Origin of the sequence: Sorangium sp. So ce367, assembly GCF_051520455.1 — a bacterium.
Taxonomy (GTDB): Bacteria; Myxococcota_A; Polyangia; order Polyangiales; family Polyangiaceae; genus Sorangium; species Sorangium cellulosum_B.
This window is the reverse complement of the sequence record NZ_CP150334.1, coordinates 12,919,018-12,934,609: the sequence shown is the minus strand read 5'-3', so window position 1 is coordinate 12,934,609 and position 15,592 is coordinate 12,919,018. Positions and strand designations below refer to the sequence as shown.

The 15,592-nt window shown below is 71.5% G+C and carries 10 protein-coding genes; 7 read left to right on the top strand and 3 right to left on the bottom strand.

Annotated features, from left to right (window positions below; all coding sequences use genetic code 11):
• Position 1: 1 nt before the first annotated feature.
• Entirely contained in the window at positions 2–1,486 is a 1,485-nt protein-coding gene (locus tag WME97_RS49120; RefSeq protein ID WP_437548159.1) for a serine/threonine-protein kinase, read from the bottom strand.
• Positions 1,487–1,777: 291 nt separating this feature from the next.
• Here WME97_RS49120 and hemL point away from each other — a divergent pair, with 291 nt between their 5' ends.
• A complete protein-coding gene (gene hemL, locus WME97_RS49115; protein WP_437555668.1) occupies positions 1,778–3,091 on the top strand; it encodes a glutamate-1-semialdehyde 2,1-aminomutase in 1,314 nt (437 codons plus the stop codon).
• 119 nt (positions 3,092–3,210) lie between these two features.
• Here the strand turns inward: hemL and WME97_RS49110 are convergent, their stop codons facing one another.
• On the bottom strand, positions 3,211–4,956 hold the full coding sequence (locus WME97_RS49110; RefSeq protein WP_437548157.1) for an FG-GAP repeat domain-containing protein: 1,746 nt from the start codon (positions 4,954–4,956) through the stop codon (positions 3,211–3,213).
• Positions 4,957–5,237: 281 nt separating this feature from the next.
• Here WME97_RS49110 and WME97_RS49105 point away from each other — a divergent pair, with 281 nt between their 5' ends.
• The 3 genes from WME97_RS49105 (at position 5,238) to WME97_RS49095 (ending at position 7,800) form a co-directional block, all read left to right on the top strand.
• A complete protein-coding gene (locus WME97_RS49105) occupies positions 5,238–5,840 on the top strand; it encodes a hypothetical protein (RefSeq protein ID WP_437548155.1) in 603 nt (200 codons plus the stop codon).
• A 14-nt stretch (positions 5,841–5,854) separates the two neighbouring features.
• On the top strand, positions 5,855–7,348 hold the full coding sequence (gcvPB, locus tag WME97_RS49100) for an aminomethyl-transferring glycine dehydrogenase subunit GcvPB (RefSeq protein WP_437548153.1): 1,494 nt from the start codon (positions 5,855–5,857) through the stop codon (positions 7,346–7,348).
• Between the two features lie 143 nt (positions 7,349–7,491).
• Positions 7,492–7,800, top strand: a complete 309-nt coding sequence (locus WME97_RS49095) for a hypothetical protein (RefSeq protein ID WP_437548151.1) — start codon at positions 7,492–7,494, stop codon at positions 7,798–7,800.
• A gap of 29 nt (positions 7,801–7,829) precedes the next feature.
• Here the strand turns inward: WME97_RS49095 and WME97_RS49090 are convergent, their stop codons facing one another.
• The gene (locus tag WME97_RS49090; RefSeq protein ID WP_437548149.1) at positions 7,830–11,660 is read right to left on the bottom strand and encodes a serine/threonine-protein kinase; all 3,831 of its coding nucleotides are present in this window, start codon (positions 11,658–11,660) and stop codon (positions 7,830–7,832) included.
• Positions 11,661–12,135: 475 nt separating this feature from the next.
• Here WME97_RS49090 and WME97_RS49085 point away from each other — a divergent pair, with 475 nt between their 5' ends.
• The 3 genes from WME97_RS49085 to WME97_RS49075 are packed head-to-tail and all read left to right on the top strand — an operon-like array spanning position 12,136 to position 14,964.
• A complete protein-coding gene (locus WME97_RS49085) occupies positions 12,136–13,251 on the top strand; it encodes an ABC transporter ATP-binding protein (protein ID WP_437548147.1) in 1,116 nt (371 codons plus the stop codon).
• Positions 13,244–14,137: an ABC transporter permease gene (locus WME97_RS49080; protein WP_437548146.1), complete on the top strand. Its 894-nt coding sequence runs from the start codon at positions 13,244–13,246 to the stop codon at positions 14,135–14,137. Before WME97_RS49085 ends, WME97_RS49080 begins: the two co-directional genes overlap by 8 nt.
• Positions 14,134–14,964, top strand: coding sequence for an ABC transporter permease (locus WME97_RS49075; protein WP_437548144.1), 831 nt, complete (start codon positions 14,134–14,136; stop codon positions 14,962–14,964). Before WME97_RS49080 ends, WME97_RS49075 begins: the two co-directional genes overlap by 4 nt.
• The last annotated feature ends 628 nt before the right edge of the window (positions 14,965–15,592 follow it).

Sequence of the window (15,592 nt, the reverse complement as noted above, 5' to 3'; positions counted from 1 at the left end):
GCTACCTCGGCGCCGGCGCCCCCCTGCTGCCCGGCGGCGCCGCGGTCCCGGCCTCGCCCTTGCGCGCCAGGTTCAGCTGGATCCGCGCGGGGGACTCCGACGTGATCTCCACCGTCTGCGAGACGCCGTCGCTCGATCGCACGTCGACCGAGAGCGACACCCCCGGCATCGGCCGCGCGATGACCTGGCTGCCCACGCCGAGCACCACGCCGTTCAGCCGCACGACCGCGGCGCTCGGCTCGATCTGCACCGCGATCGGATCCACGAGCGACCGCTGATCCCTCGGCCGGCTCAGCGCGACGAACATGAGCGAAGCCACCGCGACGCCCGTGGACACCGAGGCCACGAGCCACGGCAGCGCCACCGGGCGCAGCGCGTCGCCGCCGGCGCGCATCAGCCCGCCGAGCCCCCGCCGCGGCTCTGACCGCACGCTCCGCCGCCCCTCGGAGGGCGGCCCCGCCGACAGCGTCGCGCCCGGCTTCGGCCGCCACCCCGCGCGCTGCTGCGGGGCGACGGCGGCCGCGATGCGCTGCCGCTCCTCCTCCATGCTCTCCCCGCAGCGCTCCAGGAGGAGCTCCGCCACGTGCGCGGGCGTCACCACGCCCGACCTGCGCATGAGGAAATCTTCGAGCACGCTCGCCATCTCGCCCGCCGTCTGGAAGCGCTTCCGCGGATCGCGCGCGAGCGCCTTCACGATGATCTCCTCCAGATCACGCGGGCAATGCGGCGCGATCAGCGTGGGCCGCGGCGGCTCCGGCACCCCGGTCTGCGGCAGCACGAGGTCGTGCAGCACCTGGAACGGGAGCGCGCCCGTCACCGCCTCGAAGAGCACCACGCCGAGCGAGAAGATGTCCGAGCGGCGATCGACCGGCTGGCCCTGCGCCTGCTCCGGCGACATGTACTCGCCCTTGCCCTTGATCTCGCCCGTCTGCGTCGTGTCGCCCAGGCGCTCGAACGCCTTCACGATCCCGAAATCGGCCACCTTCACCGTGCCGTCGCGATCGATGAGGATGTTCTGCGGGCAGACGTCGCGGTGCACGATGCCGAGCGGCTCCCCGCGATCGTCGTGGAGGTCGTGCGCCGCGTGCAGCCCGTGCGCCGCGTCGGCCACGATGCGCGAGGCGATCGCCGGGGAGAGCGGCATCGGACGGAGGCCCGGCCGGAGCAGCTGCTGCATCGTCTGCCCGTCGATCCACTCCATCACGAGGAAGAGCACGCCGTCCGTGTCGCCGAGGTCGAGGATCTCGACCACGTTGCGGTGGTGGATCTTCGAGGCGAGGTTCGCCTCGTCGAGGAACATGCGCTGGAACTGCGGATCGCGCGCGAGCGCCGGGATGAGCGTCTTCAGCGCGACGACCTTGTGAAAGCCGCGGGAGCCCTCCATGCGCGCGGCCCAGACCTGCGCCATCCCGCCCTCGCCGATGAGGCGCAGGAGCTCATATCGCCCGAGACGCTGCCCCGGAGCGGGGTCCTCGGAGATCCGCATGGCTCACCAGATGCTGGTGCTCGGGGAGCCGCGCCCGCGGTCCCCAGGAGCAGCCCGGCCGCGGGTCGCGGCCCCTCTCTCCAGACGATCACCATAGCCAAGCGCGACCGCGCCGGAAAGGCTCGTGTGGCGCGCCCGCGCCCGCGACGCCTCGATCCCGGCGTCCGCGATGCCCGCGGCGCCCCGCGCGACCTTCTCCACTTCCACCTCCACCTCCACCTCCACTTCCACTTCCCCTCGCCCGCGATCCGCGTCGCTCCCACGCCTCGCCCCTGCTATGGCCGGAGCACGATGACGAACGCGACAAGCGCTCCGCCCGCCCGCGCGGACCGGGCCCCCGCCTCCAAAGCCCTGTTCGACCGCGCCGCCGCCGTCCTGCCGGGCGGCGTGAACAGCCCCGTGCGCGCCTTCCGCGCCGTCGGCGGCGACCCCCTGTTCATCGCGCGCGCCCAGGGCGCGCGGCTGTTCGACGCCGACGGGGCCGAGTACATCGACTACGTCGGCTCCTGGGGGCCGGCCATCCTCGGCCACGCGGACCCCGCCGTCATCGAGGCCGTCCGCGAGGCCGCCCTCGGCGGACTCTCGTTCGGCGCGCCGACCGAGCTCGAGGTCCGCTTCGCCGAGAAGATCCGCGAGCTCTACCCGAGCATCGACATGCTGCGCTGCGTCTCGAGCGGCACCGAGGCCACGATGAGCGCCATCCGCGTCGCGCGCGGCTTCACGCGCCGCGACGCCATCATCAAGTTCGAGGGCTGCTACCACGGCCACGCTGATCACCTGCTCGTCAAGGCGGGCAGCGGGCTCGCCACCTTCGGCGCCCCCGACTCCGCCGGCGTCCCCGAGAGCATCGCCCGCACCACGCTGTCCTTGCCCTACAACGACCCGGCCGCCCTCGAGGCCGCCTTCGCCGCGCGCGGCGGCGACATCGCCGCGGTCATCCTCGAGCCCGTGGTCGGCAACATGGGCTGCGTCCCGCCGGAGCCCGGGTTCCTCGCCCTCGTCATCGACCTCTGCCGCAAGCACGGCTCGCTCTCGATCTTCGACGAGGTGATGACCGGCTGCCGCCTCGCCCGCGGCGGCGCGCAGGAGCGCTTCGGCCTCCGGCCGGATCTGACGACGCTCGGCAAGATCGTCGGCGGCGGCATGCCCCTCGCGGCCTACGGCGGCCGCGCCGACGTGATGCGCGTCGTCTCGCCGCTCGGCCCCGTGTACCAGGCGGGCACGCTCAGCGGCAACCCGCTCGCGGTCACGGCGGGGCTCGCGACGCTCGATCGCCTCACGCCCGCGCTCTACGAGCGGCTCGAGAAGCTCGGCGCTTCCCTCGAGGCGGGCCTCCGGGCCGCCGCCGAGGGCGCCGGCGCGGCCGCGTGCGTCCAGCGGGTCGGCTCGATGATCACGCTGTTCTTCACGAAGGGCCCGGTCCGCTCCTGGGCCGACGCCGCCACGTCCGACACGAAGCGCTTCAGCGCCTTCCACGCGGCGATGCTCGCGCGAGGCGTCTACTGGCCTCCGTCGCAGTACGAGGCGGCGTTCCTGAGCGGCGCGCACTCGGAAGAGGACATCGAGCGGACGATCGCCGCCTGCCGCGAGGCGCTCGCGGCCTGAGGCCGCGCCGGCCTTTCCCAGGAGGACCCCCGCGACGGCGGGGCCAGGACGGCGAAGGGCCGACCGCCGCGGCGATCGGCCCTTCTGCGCCGGCGCGCTCGAACGGTCCTCGGAGCGTGTCAGCCGGCCGCGCGGACCCAGCCGTTTCTGTAGTAGTTGCCGCGGGCGGTCGGCCAGAGCAGGCAGTTCGTCGCCGATCCCGGCACCGTGTACACATACGTGTTCGGCTCCGGGTCCGCCCCCACCCACCCGATCTCGCGGAGCGACACGACGATCTCGATCGTCCCGTCGCCGTTCACGTCGGCGAGCGTCGGCACCGGCATCGCGCCGAGCCGCGGCAGCGGGATCTGGTGGAGGATCGTGCCGCCGGCGTCGAGGACGAAGAGGTGGCTCCTGCCCTCCTCGGTCGAGTAGGTGTTGAACACGACCTCGGGGATGCCGTCGCCCGACAGATCCCCGACCACGACGCCGCCCGTGAGCACCTGCGTGTCGTCCGTGTAGGTGACGTCCCAGAACTCGGTCTTGTCGGCGTAGACCGCGTGGATCCGCCCGTCCAGGCCCGCGAAGATCATCTCGGGCCCGGCGTGCGTCGCGTCGAGATCGGCCACGGTCACCTGCTGCGTCATGGCCACGATGTTGCCGCCGAGATCCTCGCCGCCGGACAGGTAGTCCGAGGCGTAGAACGGGCTCTCCCACCCCTCGATGCGGCTCGCGTCGTTGCGGACCACCCACAGGCCGACGCCCTGGGACTGGTCATTCATGGCGACGTCCTCGGCCGCCGCGAGCATGATGATCTCCGGCGTGCCGTCGCCGTCGAGGTCCGCGATCGCAGGGGCCGAGTTCTTGAAATAGGCCTGCAGGTCCCTGCTGTCGCCGAAGCCCTGCTTCGCAAGCTCGAGATCGTGCATGTACCGCACGCCCGGCGTCTTCGGGCGGCCCTCGAACATGGGATTCGCGTCGAAGGCCTCCCCCGTGCCGTGATAGAACCCGGCATAGGAGTTATCCATCGGCGAGACGATGTCCTGCGATCCATCGCCGTCGAGATCACCGATGGCCAGGTTCTGGTCGTAGCCGCCCACGATCCAGCACTCGGCGTCGTCGCTGCGGCGCGCGTCGCAGCCGATCGTCTCGCTCTCGATCGGCGGGAAGCCCGCGACCGCCGACCCGCTCGCGTGGAAGGCCATCAGGATGTCGGAGTAGTCGGGGGACCTGTCGGTGCTCGCGGCGACGACGTCGAGCTGACCGTCGCCGTCGATGTCGCCCGCGGCGAGGGAGCGGATCTCGTCGTTCCAGGTGACGGGCCAGCCGCTCACCAGCCGGCCGCTCGCGTCGAGCATGTAGATCGTGGTGCGCGCCGCGAAGACCACCTCGAGCTGCCCGTCGCCGCGGAAGTCCGCGACGATCGGGCTCGCCCAGATGCGGCCGTTCTCACGCGCCTCGTTGTACCGCCACTTCTGCTCGCCGTCGGGGCCCCAGACGACGACGTTGCCGTTGTGCGTCACCAGGATCTCCTGCTCGCCGTCGCCGTCGAGATCGGCGACCACCGGCGACCCGAGCCACGCGCTCTCGTCGTCGTCGGACAGCTGGAGGAGGAGCTGGGGCTCCGCGACGTCGGAGGAGCCGCTCGACGCCGGAGCGCACGACGCGGCGGCCGGCAGCGGCTTGGAGCCCCCACCGACGGGGGGGCGGTAGCCACCGGAGCCAGAGGAGCCGCTGCCGCTGCCGCTGCCGCTGCCGGTGGTGGGAGAGGAGCCGTCGAGGTTGCCGAGCTGCCCTTCGCAGGCCGCGAGGGCGAGGACACTGGTGAAGAGAGCGATTCTACCGGGAATTACAAAACCTCGGTTGGAGACAAGGGAGTTCATCATGCCAGGGAGCTTACCAGCGCTCCGGGCCCTACAAGGAGGTGGAAGCGGAAAATTGACGCAGTCACGCACACGCCGAACGGTACGTTACGCTCCTCCTTCTGGCGCGCAGGTGGCACACGTCATTGCAGGAGGGAGGCAAGTACACGTTCGTGACGTAGCGCGCACGCGCTCCACCCCCGTTCCCGTTCCCGTTCCCCACCTCCGCTCGCGCCCCCGCGCGACGTCGGAGGCGCATGGCGGGGGTATGGGTGCGGGTAGGTGCTGTGCTAGGCTCCGCCGCCATGAACGTATCGCGACGGCTTTGGATTGCTGGCGCCGCATGTGCCCTCCTGATGGGGACGACGGCGCTTGGCTGCAGCTCGAATCCCGCGCCCAAGACGGCCAAGGTGCAAGCCGGTGACATGCCCGAAGGCGGCGACTGGACGGGGGTCTATTACAGCGAGCTCTACGGCTACCTGCACCTCGTGCAGGACAACGACGCCATCGAGGGGCGCTGGATCCGTCCCGTCAAGGATCGCTGGGGCGTGCTGCACGGGACGGTGACAGGCGACCTCATCAAGTTCACGTGGACCGAGCACACCATCGGCGCGATCGGGCAGAGCGCGACCAAGGAAGGCCGGGGGTACTTCAAGTACACGCGGCCGGATGGCGAGAACGTCGACGATCGGCTGGCGGGCGAGATCGGCCGCAACAAGGACGAGGTCGGCGAGCCCTGGGAAGCGGTCAAGCAGCGCAACATGCTCCCGGATCTGAAGTCGATCGGGGGCTCCGGCGCCTCCGACATGGGCGGCGGCGACTGGGACAGCGCGAACCAGGAGGAAGGCGCGCCCGAGCCGCCCGCCGCTCCCTCCGACGAAGCACCTGCCGAGCCCCCCGGCCTCTGACATAACAGCCCCCGATGACCCAACCGCAGCCTCGAGGCATTCAGTTCCGCGAACCCCCCATCTTCGAGCGTGGCACGCCGGGAAGGACCGGCGCGTCGCTCCCCCCGCTCGACGTGCCCGAGGTCGAGCCCGCCGCCCACTACGGCGCGCTCGCCCGCAAGGAGCCAGCCGGCCTGCCGGAGGTGAGCGAGCCGGAGGCCTTCCGGCACTTCATCCGGCTCTCGCAGTGGAACTTCTGCATCGACGGGCAGATGTACCCGCTCGGGTCGTGCACGATGAAGTACAACCCGAAGATCAACGAGTGGGCCGCGCGCATCCCCGGCTTCGCGAAGCTGCACCCGATGACGCCGGACGAGCTCAGCCAGGGCTCGCTCGAGGTGATGTGGCGCCTGCAGGAGGCGCTCTGCGAGGTCAGCGGGATGGACGGCTGCTCGCTGCAGCCCTCCGCGGGCGCGCAGGGCGAGCTCGCCGGGCTGATGATGATGCGGGCGTTCCACGAGTCGAAGGGGCGCTCGCCGAGGAAGGTGTTCATCCCGGAGAGCGCCCACGGCACGAACCCGGCGAGCTGCGCGCTCAACGGGCTCGTGGCCGTCCGGATCGAGAAGACCGCCGACGGCATCACCCACCCCGAGCAGGTCCTCGCCGCGATCGAGCGCGAGGGGTCGGACGGCGACGTCTGCGGGCTGATGATCACGAACCCGAACACCCTCGGGGCCTACGAGACGCACCTGCCGGCGATCATCAAGCTCATCCACGACAAGGGCGGGCTCGTGTACGGGGACGGCGCGAACACGAACGCGATCATGGGGCACGCGCGCCCGGGCGACGTCGGCATGGACGTCATCCACATCAACCTGCACAAGACGTTCACGACCCCGCACGGCGGCGGCGGCCCCGGCTCCGGGCCGGTCTGCTTCAAGAAGCACCTGGAGCCGTTCCAGCCCTCGCCCGTCCTCGTGCGGCGCGGCGACGCCTTCGCGTGGGACCGCGATCGGCCCCAGAGCGTCGGGCGGCTCCGGGCCTTCACGGGCAACTTCGGGATGTTCATCCGGGCGTACACGTACATCCGCGAGATGGGCGGCGACGGCCTGACGGCGGCGAGCAGCCTCGCCGTGCTCAACGCGCGCTACCTGTGGGCCAAGCTGAAGGACCACTACCTCGCGCCGGTGCCGCAGCCGTGCATGCACGAGGTGGTGCTCTCCGACAGCCAGCTGGAGAAGGAGACCGGGGTCAAGACGCTCGACGTCGCCAAGCGGCTGCTCGACTACGGCTTTCACGCGCCCACCGTCTACTTCCCGCTGGTCGTGCCCGGCGCCCTGATGATCGAGCCGACGGAGACGGAGACCCGCGAGACCCTCGACGAGTTCGTGGCCGCGATGCTCAGCATCCTCAAGGAGGCGCAGGAGACGCCGGAGGTCGTGAAGCAGGCGCCCCACGGCACGGTGGTCGGCCGCCTCGACGAGGCCCGCGCCGCGCGCCAGCCGCGCCTGCGATGGACGAAGGCCTGAGCTCCCCGGAGGAGGCGGCCCGCGGTCGGCCTCCTCCGGCGGGCGGCGCCGGCCGCGCGCGCCAAATTCGCGAATCTCCGCCAGACGCGACTACAATGAGCGCCGAGGGACCGCAGTGAGGCACCTCACGGGACGAGCGACGCGTGGCCGATACCGTTGAGAACGAAGGCGACATCGAGACGATCAGCCAGACCACCCCGGTCTCGGTCGGAGACGCCGTGCGCCTCGTGTTCCGCGCCTACGACGAGGCGACCCCGCCGTTCAACATCAAGATCCGCTCCCCCTCCGGGAAGATCATCATCGAGCGCGTGCTGCGCGATCTGCCCACCGGCAAGCCGCAGAGCGCCTCGCCCGTCGAGTTCAGCGCGTCGTCCCCCGGCGAGTACAAGATCGAGATCAAGCAGCTCTACGGCAAGGCGAAGGGCACGGCCGTCCTGCGCGTGAAGCCCTAGAGCGCCCCCCCCCGGCGCCGCTGGGCGCTCTAGAAGCCAGGCAGGAGCATGGCGGTCATGCGGTCCGGGCTCACGATGCCCTGGTCGTGCATCCAGCCGTTCGCCGCCTCGACGGCGGCGCGGCCCTCGTCGTCCTTCAGCAGCTCGCCGTGGCGGCGCCGCGCCGCCGCGGCGTAGAGGGCCATGCCGGCGGCCTCGAAGCCGCGCACCGCGTCGGCGAGCTGCTGGACGGCCGCCTCCCCCTCGCCGCGTGCCGCGGCGATCGCGGCGCGCACCGCGGCCGCGAGCGGGTCGGCCCAGGGCATGTGCTCCGCGTCGATCTTGCGGGCGGCGCGCGTCGCCTCCTCGTACAGCGGCTCCGCGTCGGCCGGCGTGGACGCGGCGGCGGCGGCCAGCGCGGCGCAGGCCCGGAGGTGGGTGATGATGATGCGCACGGCCTGGATGCGCAGGACGAGCGAGCTCTCGAGGCCCGCCCGCTGCTCCGCGAAGAGGCGGTACGTCGCCTCGCCCTCGCCCCGGTACAGGCCGATGTGCGCGCGGGCGACGAGATCGAAGTAGCTCTGCAGCTGGAAGCCCGCCTTGGACCAGCTCCGGATGGCGTCCTGCGCCTGGCGCAGCGCGGAGTCGGGGTCGTCGCCGACGAGCCAGTAGGCGTTGCTCTGCGAGGAGCGGAGGCTCGTGGCGAGGTAGCGGTCGCCGCGCTCGTCGGCCGCCTGCAGGTACATCGGGACCCGGCGCATGAACTCGCGCGTCTCGCCGCCGTACCAGAGCGCCCAGACCGAGAAGGTGTGCGCCCAGCTCCGCTCCCACGTGACGCCGGTGCAGCGCTCGCGAAAGATGGTGTCCGCCCGGTCGAGATCGGCCACGCCCTGCTGCCAGCGGCCGAACAGCGTCGCGGTGACGCCGCCGACGAAGCCGACGAGGCCGAGCGCGTGAGGCCTGCCGATGCGCGCCGCGATCGCGCTCGCCGTCGAGAGCAGGTCGGCGACGCGGGACGCGGACGGGCCGCCGTCGATCGCGAGGTAGGTCGCCTCGAAGGCGAGCGCGCGCGTCACGCGGTACGGCTCGCCCGCCTTGAGCGACAGGAGGAGGTTGCGCGCCTGGAAGTCGGCGCCGCGCGTGGGGTCGACGATGGCGAGCCCCATCGCCGCCGACCAGCAGACGTCGATGCGCATGAGGTCCTCGGGCGAGACCTCGTCGGCGGGGCGCTCGACGAAGTTGAGCCCGCGCAGGCGCACCTGCGCGCGCCGCAGCATCAGCGACGCGACCGCGAGCTCCGGCGTCTTCGGCACCTGCATGCCGACCGCGCCGAGCACCGAGCGCAGGCCCGCCATCCCGGCGTCGACGTAGCCGGCGCGGAGCAGGTTCTCCGCGGCCCGGCGGCCGAGATCGATCGCCTCGGACTCCGGGGCGCCGTCGCTCGCGGCCATGTAGGCCTCCGCGGCCTTGGCGCCGCGGCCCGCGCTGCTCAGGGCGTCGCCGAGCTTGGCGAGCACGACCCGCCGCTCCGCCGCGCCAGGCAGGTGGAGGTCGATCGCCATACGGTAGAGGCGCGCCGCGTGGTCGAACGCGAACGCGGCCTCGGCGTGCTCGCCGGCGCGCACGGCGTAGCCGGCGGCGCGCTCGGGGTCCCCGGCGGCGCGCCAGTGCTCGGCCAGCGCCTCGAGCTCTGCGCGCCCCGAGGCCTCCAGCGCCAGCGCGAGCCGGCCGTGCCAGCTGCGCGCCGCCTGCTCGTCGAGCCGGCTCGCGACCGTCTCCCGGATGCGGTTGTGGAACGGCTCGAGGAACTCGTCCTGACCCGAGCCGCCGGTCCGCACGAGGTTCGCCGCGCGCAGGGCCGAGAGCACCCGCGTGAGCTCCCCGAAGTCCGCCGCCATGGCGTGCGCGGCCACCGACGTCAGCACCGGCGCGCCCGCGCACACGACGAGCTCGAGCAGCTGGCGCGCCCGCGGGTCGAGCCGGCTGATCCGCGCCCAGAGGACGTCGTCGAGGCGCACCGGGCCGCCGTCGGCGTCCGGGGACATCATCCGGTGGCGCAGGAGCGCGTCGATGAAGAGCGGGTGGCCGCCGGCCTCCTGCGCGATCGCCTCGATGCTGAGCGGGTGACCGACGTGGGCGCCCCGGAGGAGGAGCGCGCAGAGCTCCTGCGCCTCCGCGAGCGACAGGCGGTGGAGGATGATGTGCCCGAGCGAGTCGGTCGGCACCCCGAGCTGCCGCGAGACGGGCGGCGCGGTCTCCGAGGCGGTCCGCACCGTCGCCACGAGCATCATCGCGCGCGGGCGCGAGGGGTCGACCAGCGCGCCCGAGGACACGGGCCCATCGAGGCCGACGAACGAGCCGGGCCGGGTCGCGGCGTGGAGATCGGCCTCGGTCCACGGGCGCATCACCTCCGAGAGCAGCGCGACGCTGTCGGCGTCCGCCCACTGGAGATCGTCGATCGCGAGCACGAGCGGCCGCTCGGCCGCGAGCCGGCCCAGCAGCTCCCGGAGCGCGGCGAAGACGAGGGCGCGGATCTCGGGCGGGTCGATCGCCTTGCGCCGAGCGCGCGCCTCCGTGATCGCCGGGACCGTCCGGAGCACCGGGAACACCGTGCCGAGCAGGCCCGCGTTGGGCGGCAGCAGCGCCTTGACCTGCTCGGGGGGCCGGCGCACGAGGTGCCGGCTCAGCCCGTCGATGAGCTCGTCCACCGCCTTGTAGGGGACCGCCTCGCGCTCGTAGCAGCGCCCCGCGAGGACGAGCGCCTCCTTGTCGATGCGCTCGAGGAACCGGCGCAGGAGCGCGCTCTTGCCGACGCCCGACTCGCCCTCGATGAAACGCGTGACCGCGCGCCCGAGCTTCGCCTCCGCGAACGCGCCCTCGAGCGCGGCGAGCTCGCTGCGCCTGCCGACGAAGCCGATGCGCTGCGAGAGGACGGGCGGCTCCTCGATGAGCTCCTGCACCTGCAGCCGGCGCAGCACGTCGCGCGCCGTCGGCCGGGCGGCCGGGTCGATGCGGAGCATGTCCACGCAGAGCTCGTCGATGTCGGGGGGCATGTCCTCGACGAGCCGGCTCGGCGGCGGAGGCTCCGCTCGCCGCATCATGTCGAGCGCCGCCTTGGGCGCCGTCTGGAACGGGTAGACGCCGGTCAGCGCAAGGTAAAGCATGACCCCGACACTGTAGATGTCGGCCTCGGGCCCGGCGGCCTTGGCCTCGGCCTGCTCGGGCGCCATGTAATGGAGCGTTCCGACGACGGCCTGCTCGCGCCCTGCGCCGCTCGCGTCGGCGACGAAGCCGAAGTCGAGGAGGACCACCCGCTCTTCCGCGGTCACGAGGACGTTGGAAGGCTTGATATCGCGGTGAACCTTGTAAGCCGCATGCACCGCCGCGAGCCCCTGGGCGAGCTGCGCCAGGGCCGAGCGGAGGCGGGCCTCGTGGAAGGGGCGCTTGATCCGGGGCTGTGGCTCCGAGGCAGGGCCCTGCACAGCAGGCCACATGGGGCTCGACGGCAGGGTAGAGCGGCGCCCGACGCCCGCGGGCTCGCCCCTCGGCCCGGCGTCGCCCTCCTCGTGGAGCCGCACGTGGACCACGAAGTCGACGCCGCGGATGAGCTCCATCGTGAAGAAGAGCTGCCCTTCTTCCTCGTGAAGCTCGCCGAGGCTGACCAGGTTCGGGTGCTGGATGTCCTGGAGCGCACGGAACTCGTTCTTGAACCGGAGGCGCGCGTCGGCGCTCAGATTCCGGAGGATCTTGAGCGCGACCCGCCCCTTCCGCTCGCGATCGAAGGCCTCGTAGACAACCCCCATCCCGCCGCGGCCCACGACGCGAACGACCTGGAAGCGACGCGTGCCTCCAAACTCGGGTCTCGCGTTCCTCAGGCCCATGCGTGGGACCAAGAAATCACCGGCGCCGGGCGGTGGCAAGCAGTGCGTGGGGACCGCGCGGGGAACGCGTGGGCAACGCGCGGCGAACCCGTGGGCAGCGCGCCGCGACCGCGTGGGCAGCGCGCCGCGACCGCGTGGGCAGCGCGCGGCGAACGCGTGGGCAGCGCGTGGGCAGCGCGCCCGAACGCGCAGGGGAAGCGCGCTCCGAACGCATTGGGCGCGCTCCGGCGACGCGCGGGCCCTGCGCGGCGCTGGAGCGCGCCTCGAGCAGGATCGGCAGAAAGGTGGCACGCCCAGGGGAAGGGCGGTAGCGTACGCCGCCTGCGAGCGAAAAGAGCCCGGCCGGGCGCGCGCCGCTCAGCCGGTCAGCCCGGCGCGCACCCAGTTGACAACGGGAGGGCATCATGGTCTGCGTAGTACGCTCCGAGGCTTCGGATGCGGTTCGGAAAGCGCCACGCGCAAAGGGTTTGCTGGGGTGATCCAGAGGTTGAGAGACTTCTTCTCGTCGCCGGGGCAGCGCAGCATGACGCCCCAGACCGAGAGCGCGGCCGAGCGCAACCCGGGATGCAGCCTCGTTGTAGAGAACGTCAGCAAGAGCTTCGGTAAGACACAGATACTGAACGACGTGTCGTTCACGGCGGAGGCCGGCGAGTTCGTCACGCTCCTCGGGCCTTCCGGCTGCGGCAAGACGACGCTGCTCCGCATCATCGCGGGGCTCGATCGCGCCGATCGGGGGCAGATCCTGCTCGCGGGCAGGGCGGTTGACCACCTGCCGGCGAACCGCAGGCCGGTGAACACCGTGTTCCAGAACTATGCGCTGTTCCCGCATCTGACCGTGTTCGAGAACGTGGCCTTCGGCCTGAGGTCGCGCAGCTTCCCTGATCCCGAGGTGCGCGAGCGCGTGCGTTCGAGCCTCTCGATGCTGAAGCTCGATGACCTCGCGGAGCGGTATCCGCACCAGATCTCGGGCGGTCAAAAGCAGCGAGTCGCGCTCGCGCGCGCGGTCGTCAACGAGCCTGAGGTGCTGCTGCTCGACGAGCCGATGTCGGCGCTCGACGCGAAGCTGCGCGCCGAGGTGCAGCTCGACCTGCGCCGGCTCCAGCGCGCGCTCGGGAAGACGTTCGTGCTCGTCACGCACGATCAGGACGAGGCGATGACCGTCTCGGACCGCATCGTGCTGATGAACAAGGGCCGCATCGAGCAGCAGGGGGTGACGGCCGAGGTCTACGAGCGGCCGCAGAGCCGCTTCGCCGCCGAGTTCTTCGGCGCGGCCAACCTCATCTCCGCGCAGCGCGTCGGCGCCACGCTCGTCTTCACGACGGTGGGCGCGCTGAGGGTGCAGACCAAGCCTCAGTGGGAGTACGGCACGCTCGCGATCCACCCCGAGTGGATCGAGCTCTGCGAGAACGAGCCGGCGGAGAACGGCGTGCGCGGCGTGGTGAAGGAGAGCTTCTACCGCGGCGATCACGTGGAGCTCATCATCGAGCCCGGACCGCTGCGCGTGCAGCTCAGCCCCCGCTCGCGGCTCAAGCCCGGCTCCTCGGTCTGGCTCGCCCTGCCCGCCGAGCGGCTCGAGGTGCTCAGTGACTGAGCCCACGGTCTGGTATGGCCAGCTCACGACGCGGCGCAGGCTCCTCGCGCGGGGGTCCCTGTTCATCGCGGGCGGCGTCTCCTGGCTGTCCGTGTTCCTCCTCTTGCCGAGCCTGGCGCTCCTCGTCGTGTCGTTCCTCAAGCGCGACGCGGACGGCGCCCTGCTCTGGGAGCTGTCGTTCGAGTCGTTCGAGCGCATCTTCGGCTCCGCGTCCGGCGAGAACGCGCGCATCCTCATCAGGAGCATCGTCCTCGCGCTGGTCGTGACGACCGCCTCCGTGATGCTCGCCTATCCGATGGCCTTCTTCATCGCGCGCGGCTCGCGGCGCCGGCGCTTCTTCTGGCTCGCGCTCATCATCGTCCCGCTCTGCACGAACCTCGTGATCCGCACGTTCAGCTGGAAGCTCCTCCTGTCGGCGCAGCTCCTGCCTGCCAAGCTCGCCGCCTGGCTCGGGTGGATCGACCCGGGCCGCGACGTCTATCCCAGCTGGACGGCGGTCACGATCGGCCTCGTCGCGGCCTCCCTCCCGTTCGCGGTGGTCCCCCTCTACACGAGCATCGATCGTCTCGACTGGTCGCTCGTCGAGGCCGCGCAGGACCTCTATGCGTCGCGGCTGCGCATCTTCCTCGCGGCGATCCTGCCGCAGACCCTCCCGGGCCTCAGCGTCGCAGTCCTCCTCACGTACGTCCCTGCGATGAGCGTCTTCGTCGTGAGCGACATGCTCGGCGGCGCGAAGCACTGGCTGATAGGGAACCTCATCCAGCACCAGTTCGGCCCGGGGAGGAACATCCCTTACGGCGCGGCGCTCAGCCTGGTGCTCATCGTCCTGACGCTGGGCGGCGTGTCCTTCTACCGCCGGAATGGGCGCTCCGTGGAGATCCTGTGAAGCTCGGCCGGGGCCTCTGGCGCGCGCTGACGACGATCGCCGCCTTCTTCGGCTTCGCGCTCCTCTACCTGCCGCTCTTCGCGGTCGCCGTCTACTCGTTCAACGCCGCGGAGCGGGGCCTGCTCTGGACGGGCTTCTCGGTCCGCTGGTACCTCGATCTCTTCGCCGATCCCGAGACCAACCGGCGTGCCATGGAGATCCGCGAGGTCGCCGTGAACACCCTGATGCTCGGCGGCGCCTCCACGCTCATCGCGACGGTCCTCGGGACGCTGCTCGCCCTGGGGATGCACTTTCCGTGGCCGAGCTCCGTGAGTCGCGTGCTCGAGTCGATCGTGGACATCCCGGCGGTCGCCCCCGACATCACGTTCGCGGCGGTGCTGGTCATGGCGTTCAACGTGCTCCGCCGCGTGGTGGACCATTGGTTCGAGCCCAGCATGACGACGATGATCATCGGTCATGTGACGTTCGAGATCGCGTTCGTGACGCTCATCGTCCGCAGTCGGCTCGTCGCCATCGGGCCGACGCTGAGCGAGGCCGCGATGGACCTCTATGCGTCGCCCTGGCTCCACTTCCGGAGGGTCACGCTCCCCCTCCTGTGGCCGGCGATCGTGGGGGGCGCCATGCTGGCGTTCACGCTGTCGCTCAACGACTTCGTGATCAGCTTCTTCACGTCCGGCCCACGCTCGGTCACGCTCCCGCTCTACGTCTACCAATCTCAGATGCGAGGCGTGCGGACCGACCTGTTCGCGATTTCAACGCTCCTCCTGATCGGCGTGGCGGTGTCCATCATGATCCTGGAGCGGCTCACCCGCTGGAGGCACAATTGAGCCGCCGGGCCGGGCTCGCGGCGGACGCGGGGGAGCTCGGCGCGCCAGGCGCCGGGCGGCCAAGGGGCTCGCGCGCGCCGCGCGGAGCCGGGAGGACTCCTGCGCGTCAGCGCAGCGATGCACCGCCCTTGTTCACCTTCTCGCTGGGCCTGACCAGCGCTCCACCTCGCTCTGGCTCGCGCGGCCCGGCCTAGGGGCGCCGAGCTCGAGCGCTTGCCTGACGGGGCTTCCTGCGGGGCACCGGGCCGGGACCGCGCGCCGCCCCGGGTTCCGCTCACTCTGTCATGCGCTCCGCGCACGGCGCCTACACAGCGGCGTCCACGCCGGCGTGAGGTCCACGGCCGCCTGTGCGAACAGGTTGGATCAGCTGACGGCTTACGGTAAGCTGACCCGGCAATGCGGCTGTTTCGTCCCAAGCTCGCCGGGTTTTTGCGTGACGGCTGGACCCGGCGGACGGCGCTTTGCGCTCCACTTCGACCGTTGGGAATCGAGATCGAAAGATGAGCTTTCGTCGCTCCGCACTCCTACTCATACTCGTAGCACTCCTCACATTCTCCGGTCGGCCTGCCTGGGCGGATGATCTGGCCGATGAGGCCGATCTGCACTTCAGGATCGCCACGGAGCGCTA

Bases quoted from the DNA above. Each gene is read 5' to 3' on its own strand.
- WME97_RS49120 (WP_437548159.1), bottom strand. From the start codon at position 1,486: ATGCGGATCTCCGAGGACCCCGCTCCGGGGCAGCGTCTCGGGCGATAT.
- WME97_RS49090 (WP_437548149.1), bottom strand. From the start codon at position 11,660: ATGGGCCTGAGGAACGCGAGACCCGAGTTTGGAGGCACGCGTCGCTTC.
- hemL (WP_437555668.1), top strand. From the start codon at position 1,778: ATGACGAACGCGACAAGCGCTCCGCCCGCCCGCGCGGACCGGGCCCCC.
- WME97_RS49110 (WP_437548157.1), bottom strand. From the start codon at position 4,956: ATGATGAACTCCCTTGTCTCCAACCGAGGTTTTGTAATTCCCGGTAGA.
- gcvPB (WP_437548153.1), top strand. From the start codon at position 5,855: ATGACCCAACCGCAGCCTCGAGGCATTCAGTTCCGCGAACCCCCCATC.
- WME97_RS49105 (WP_437548155.1), top strand. From the start codon at position 5,238: ATGAACGTATCGCGACGGCTTTGGATTGCTGGCGCCGCATGTGCCCTC.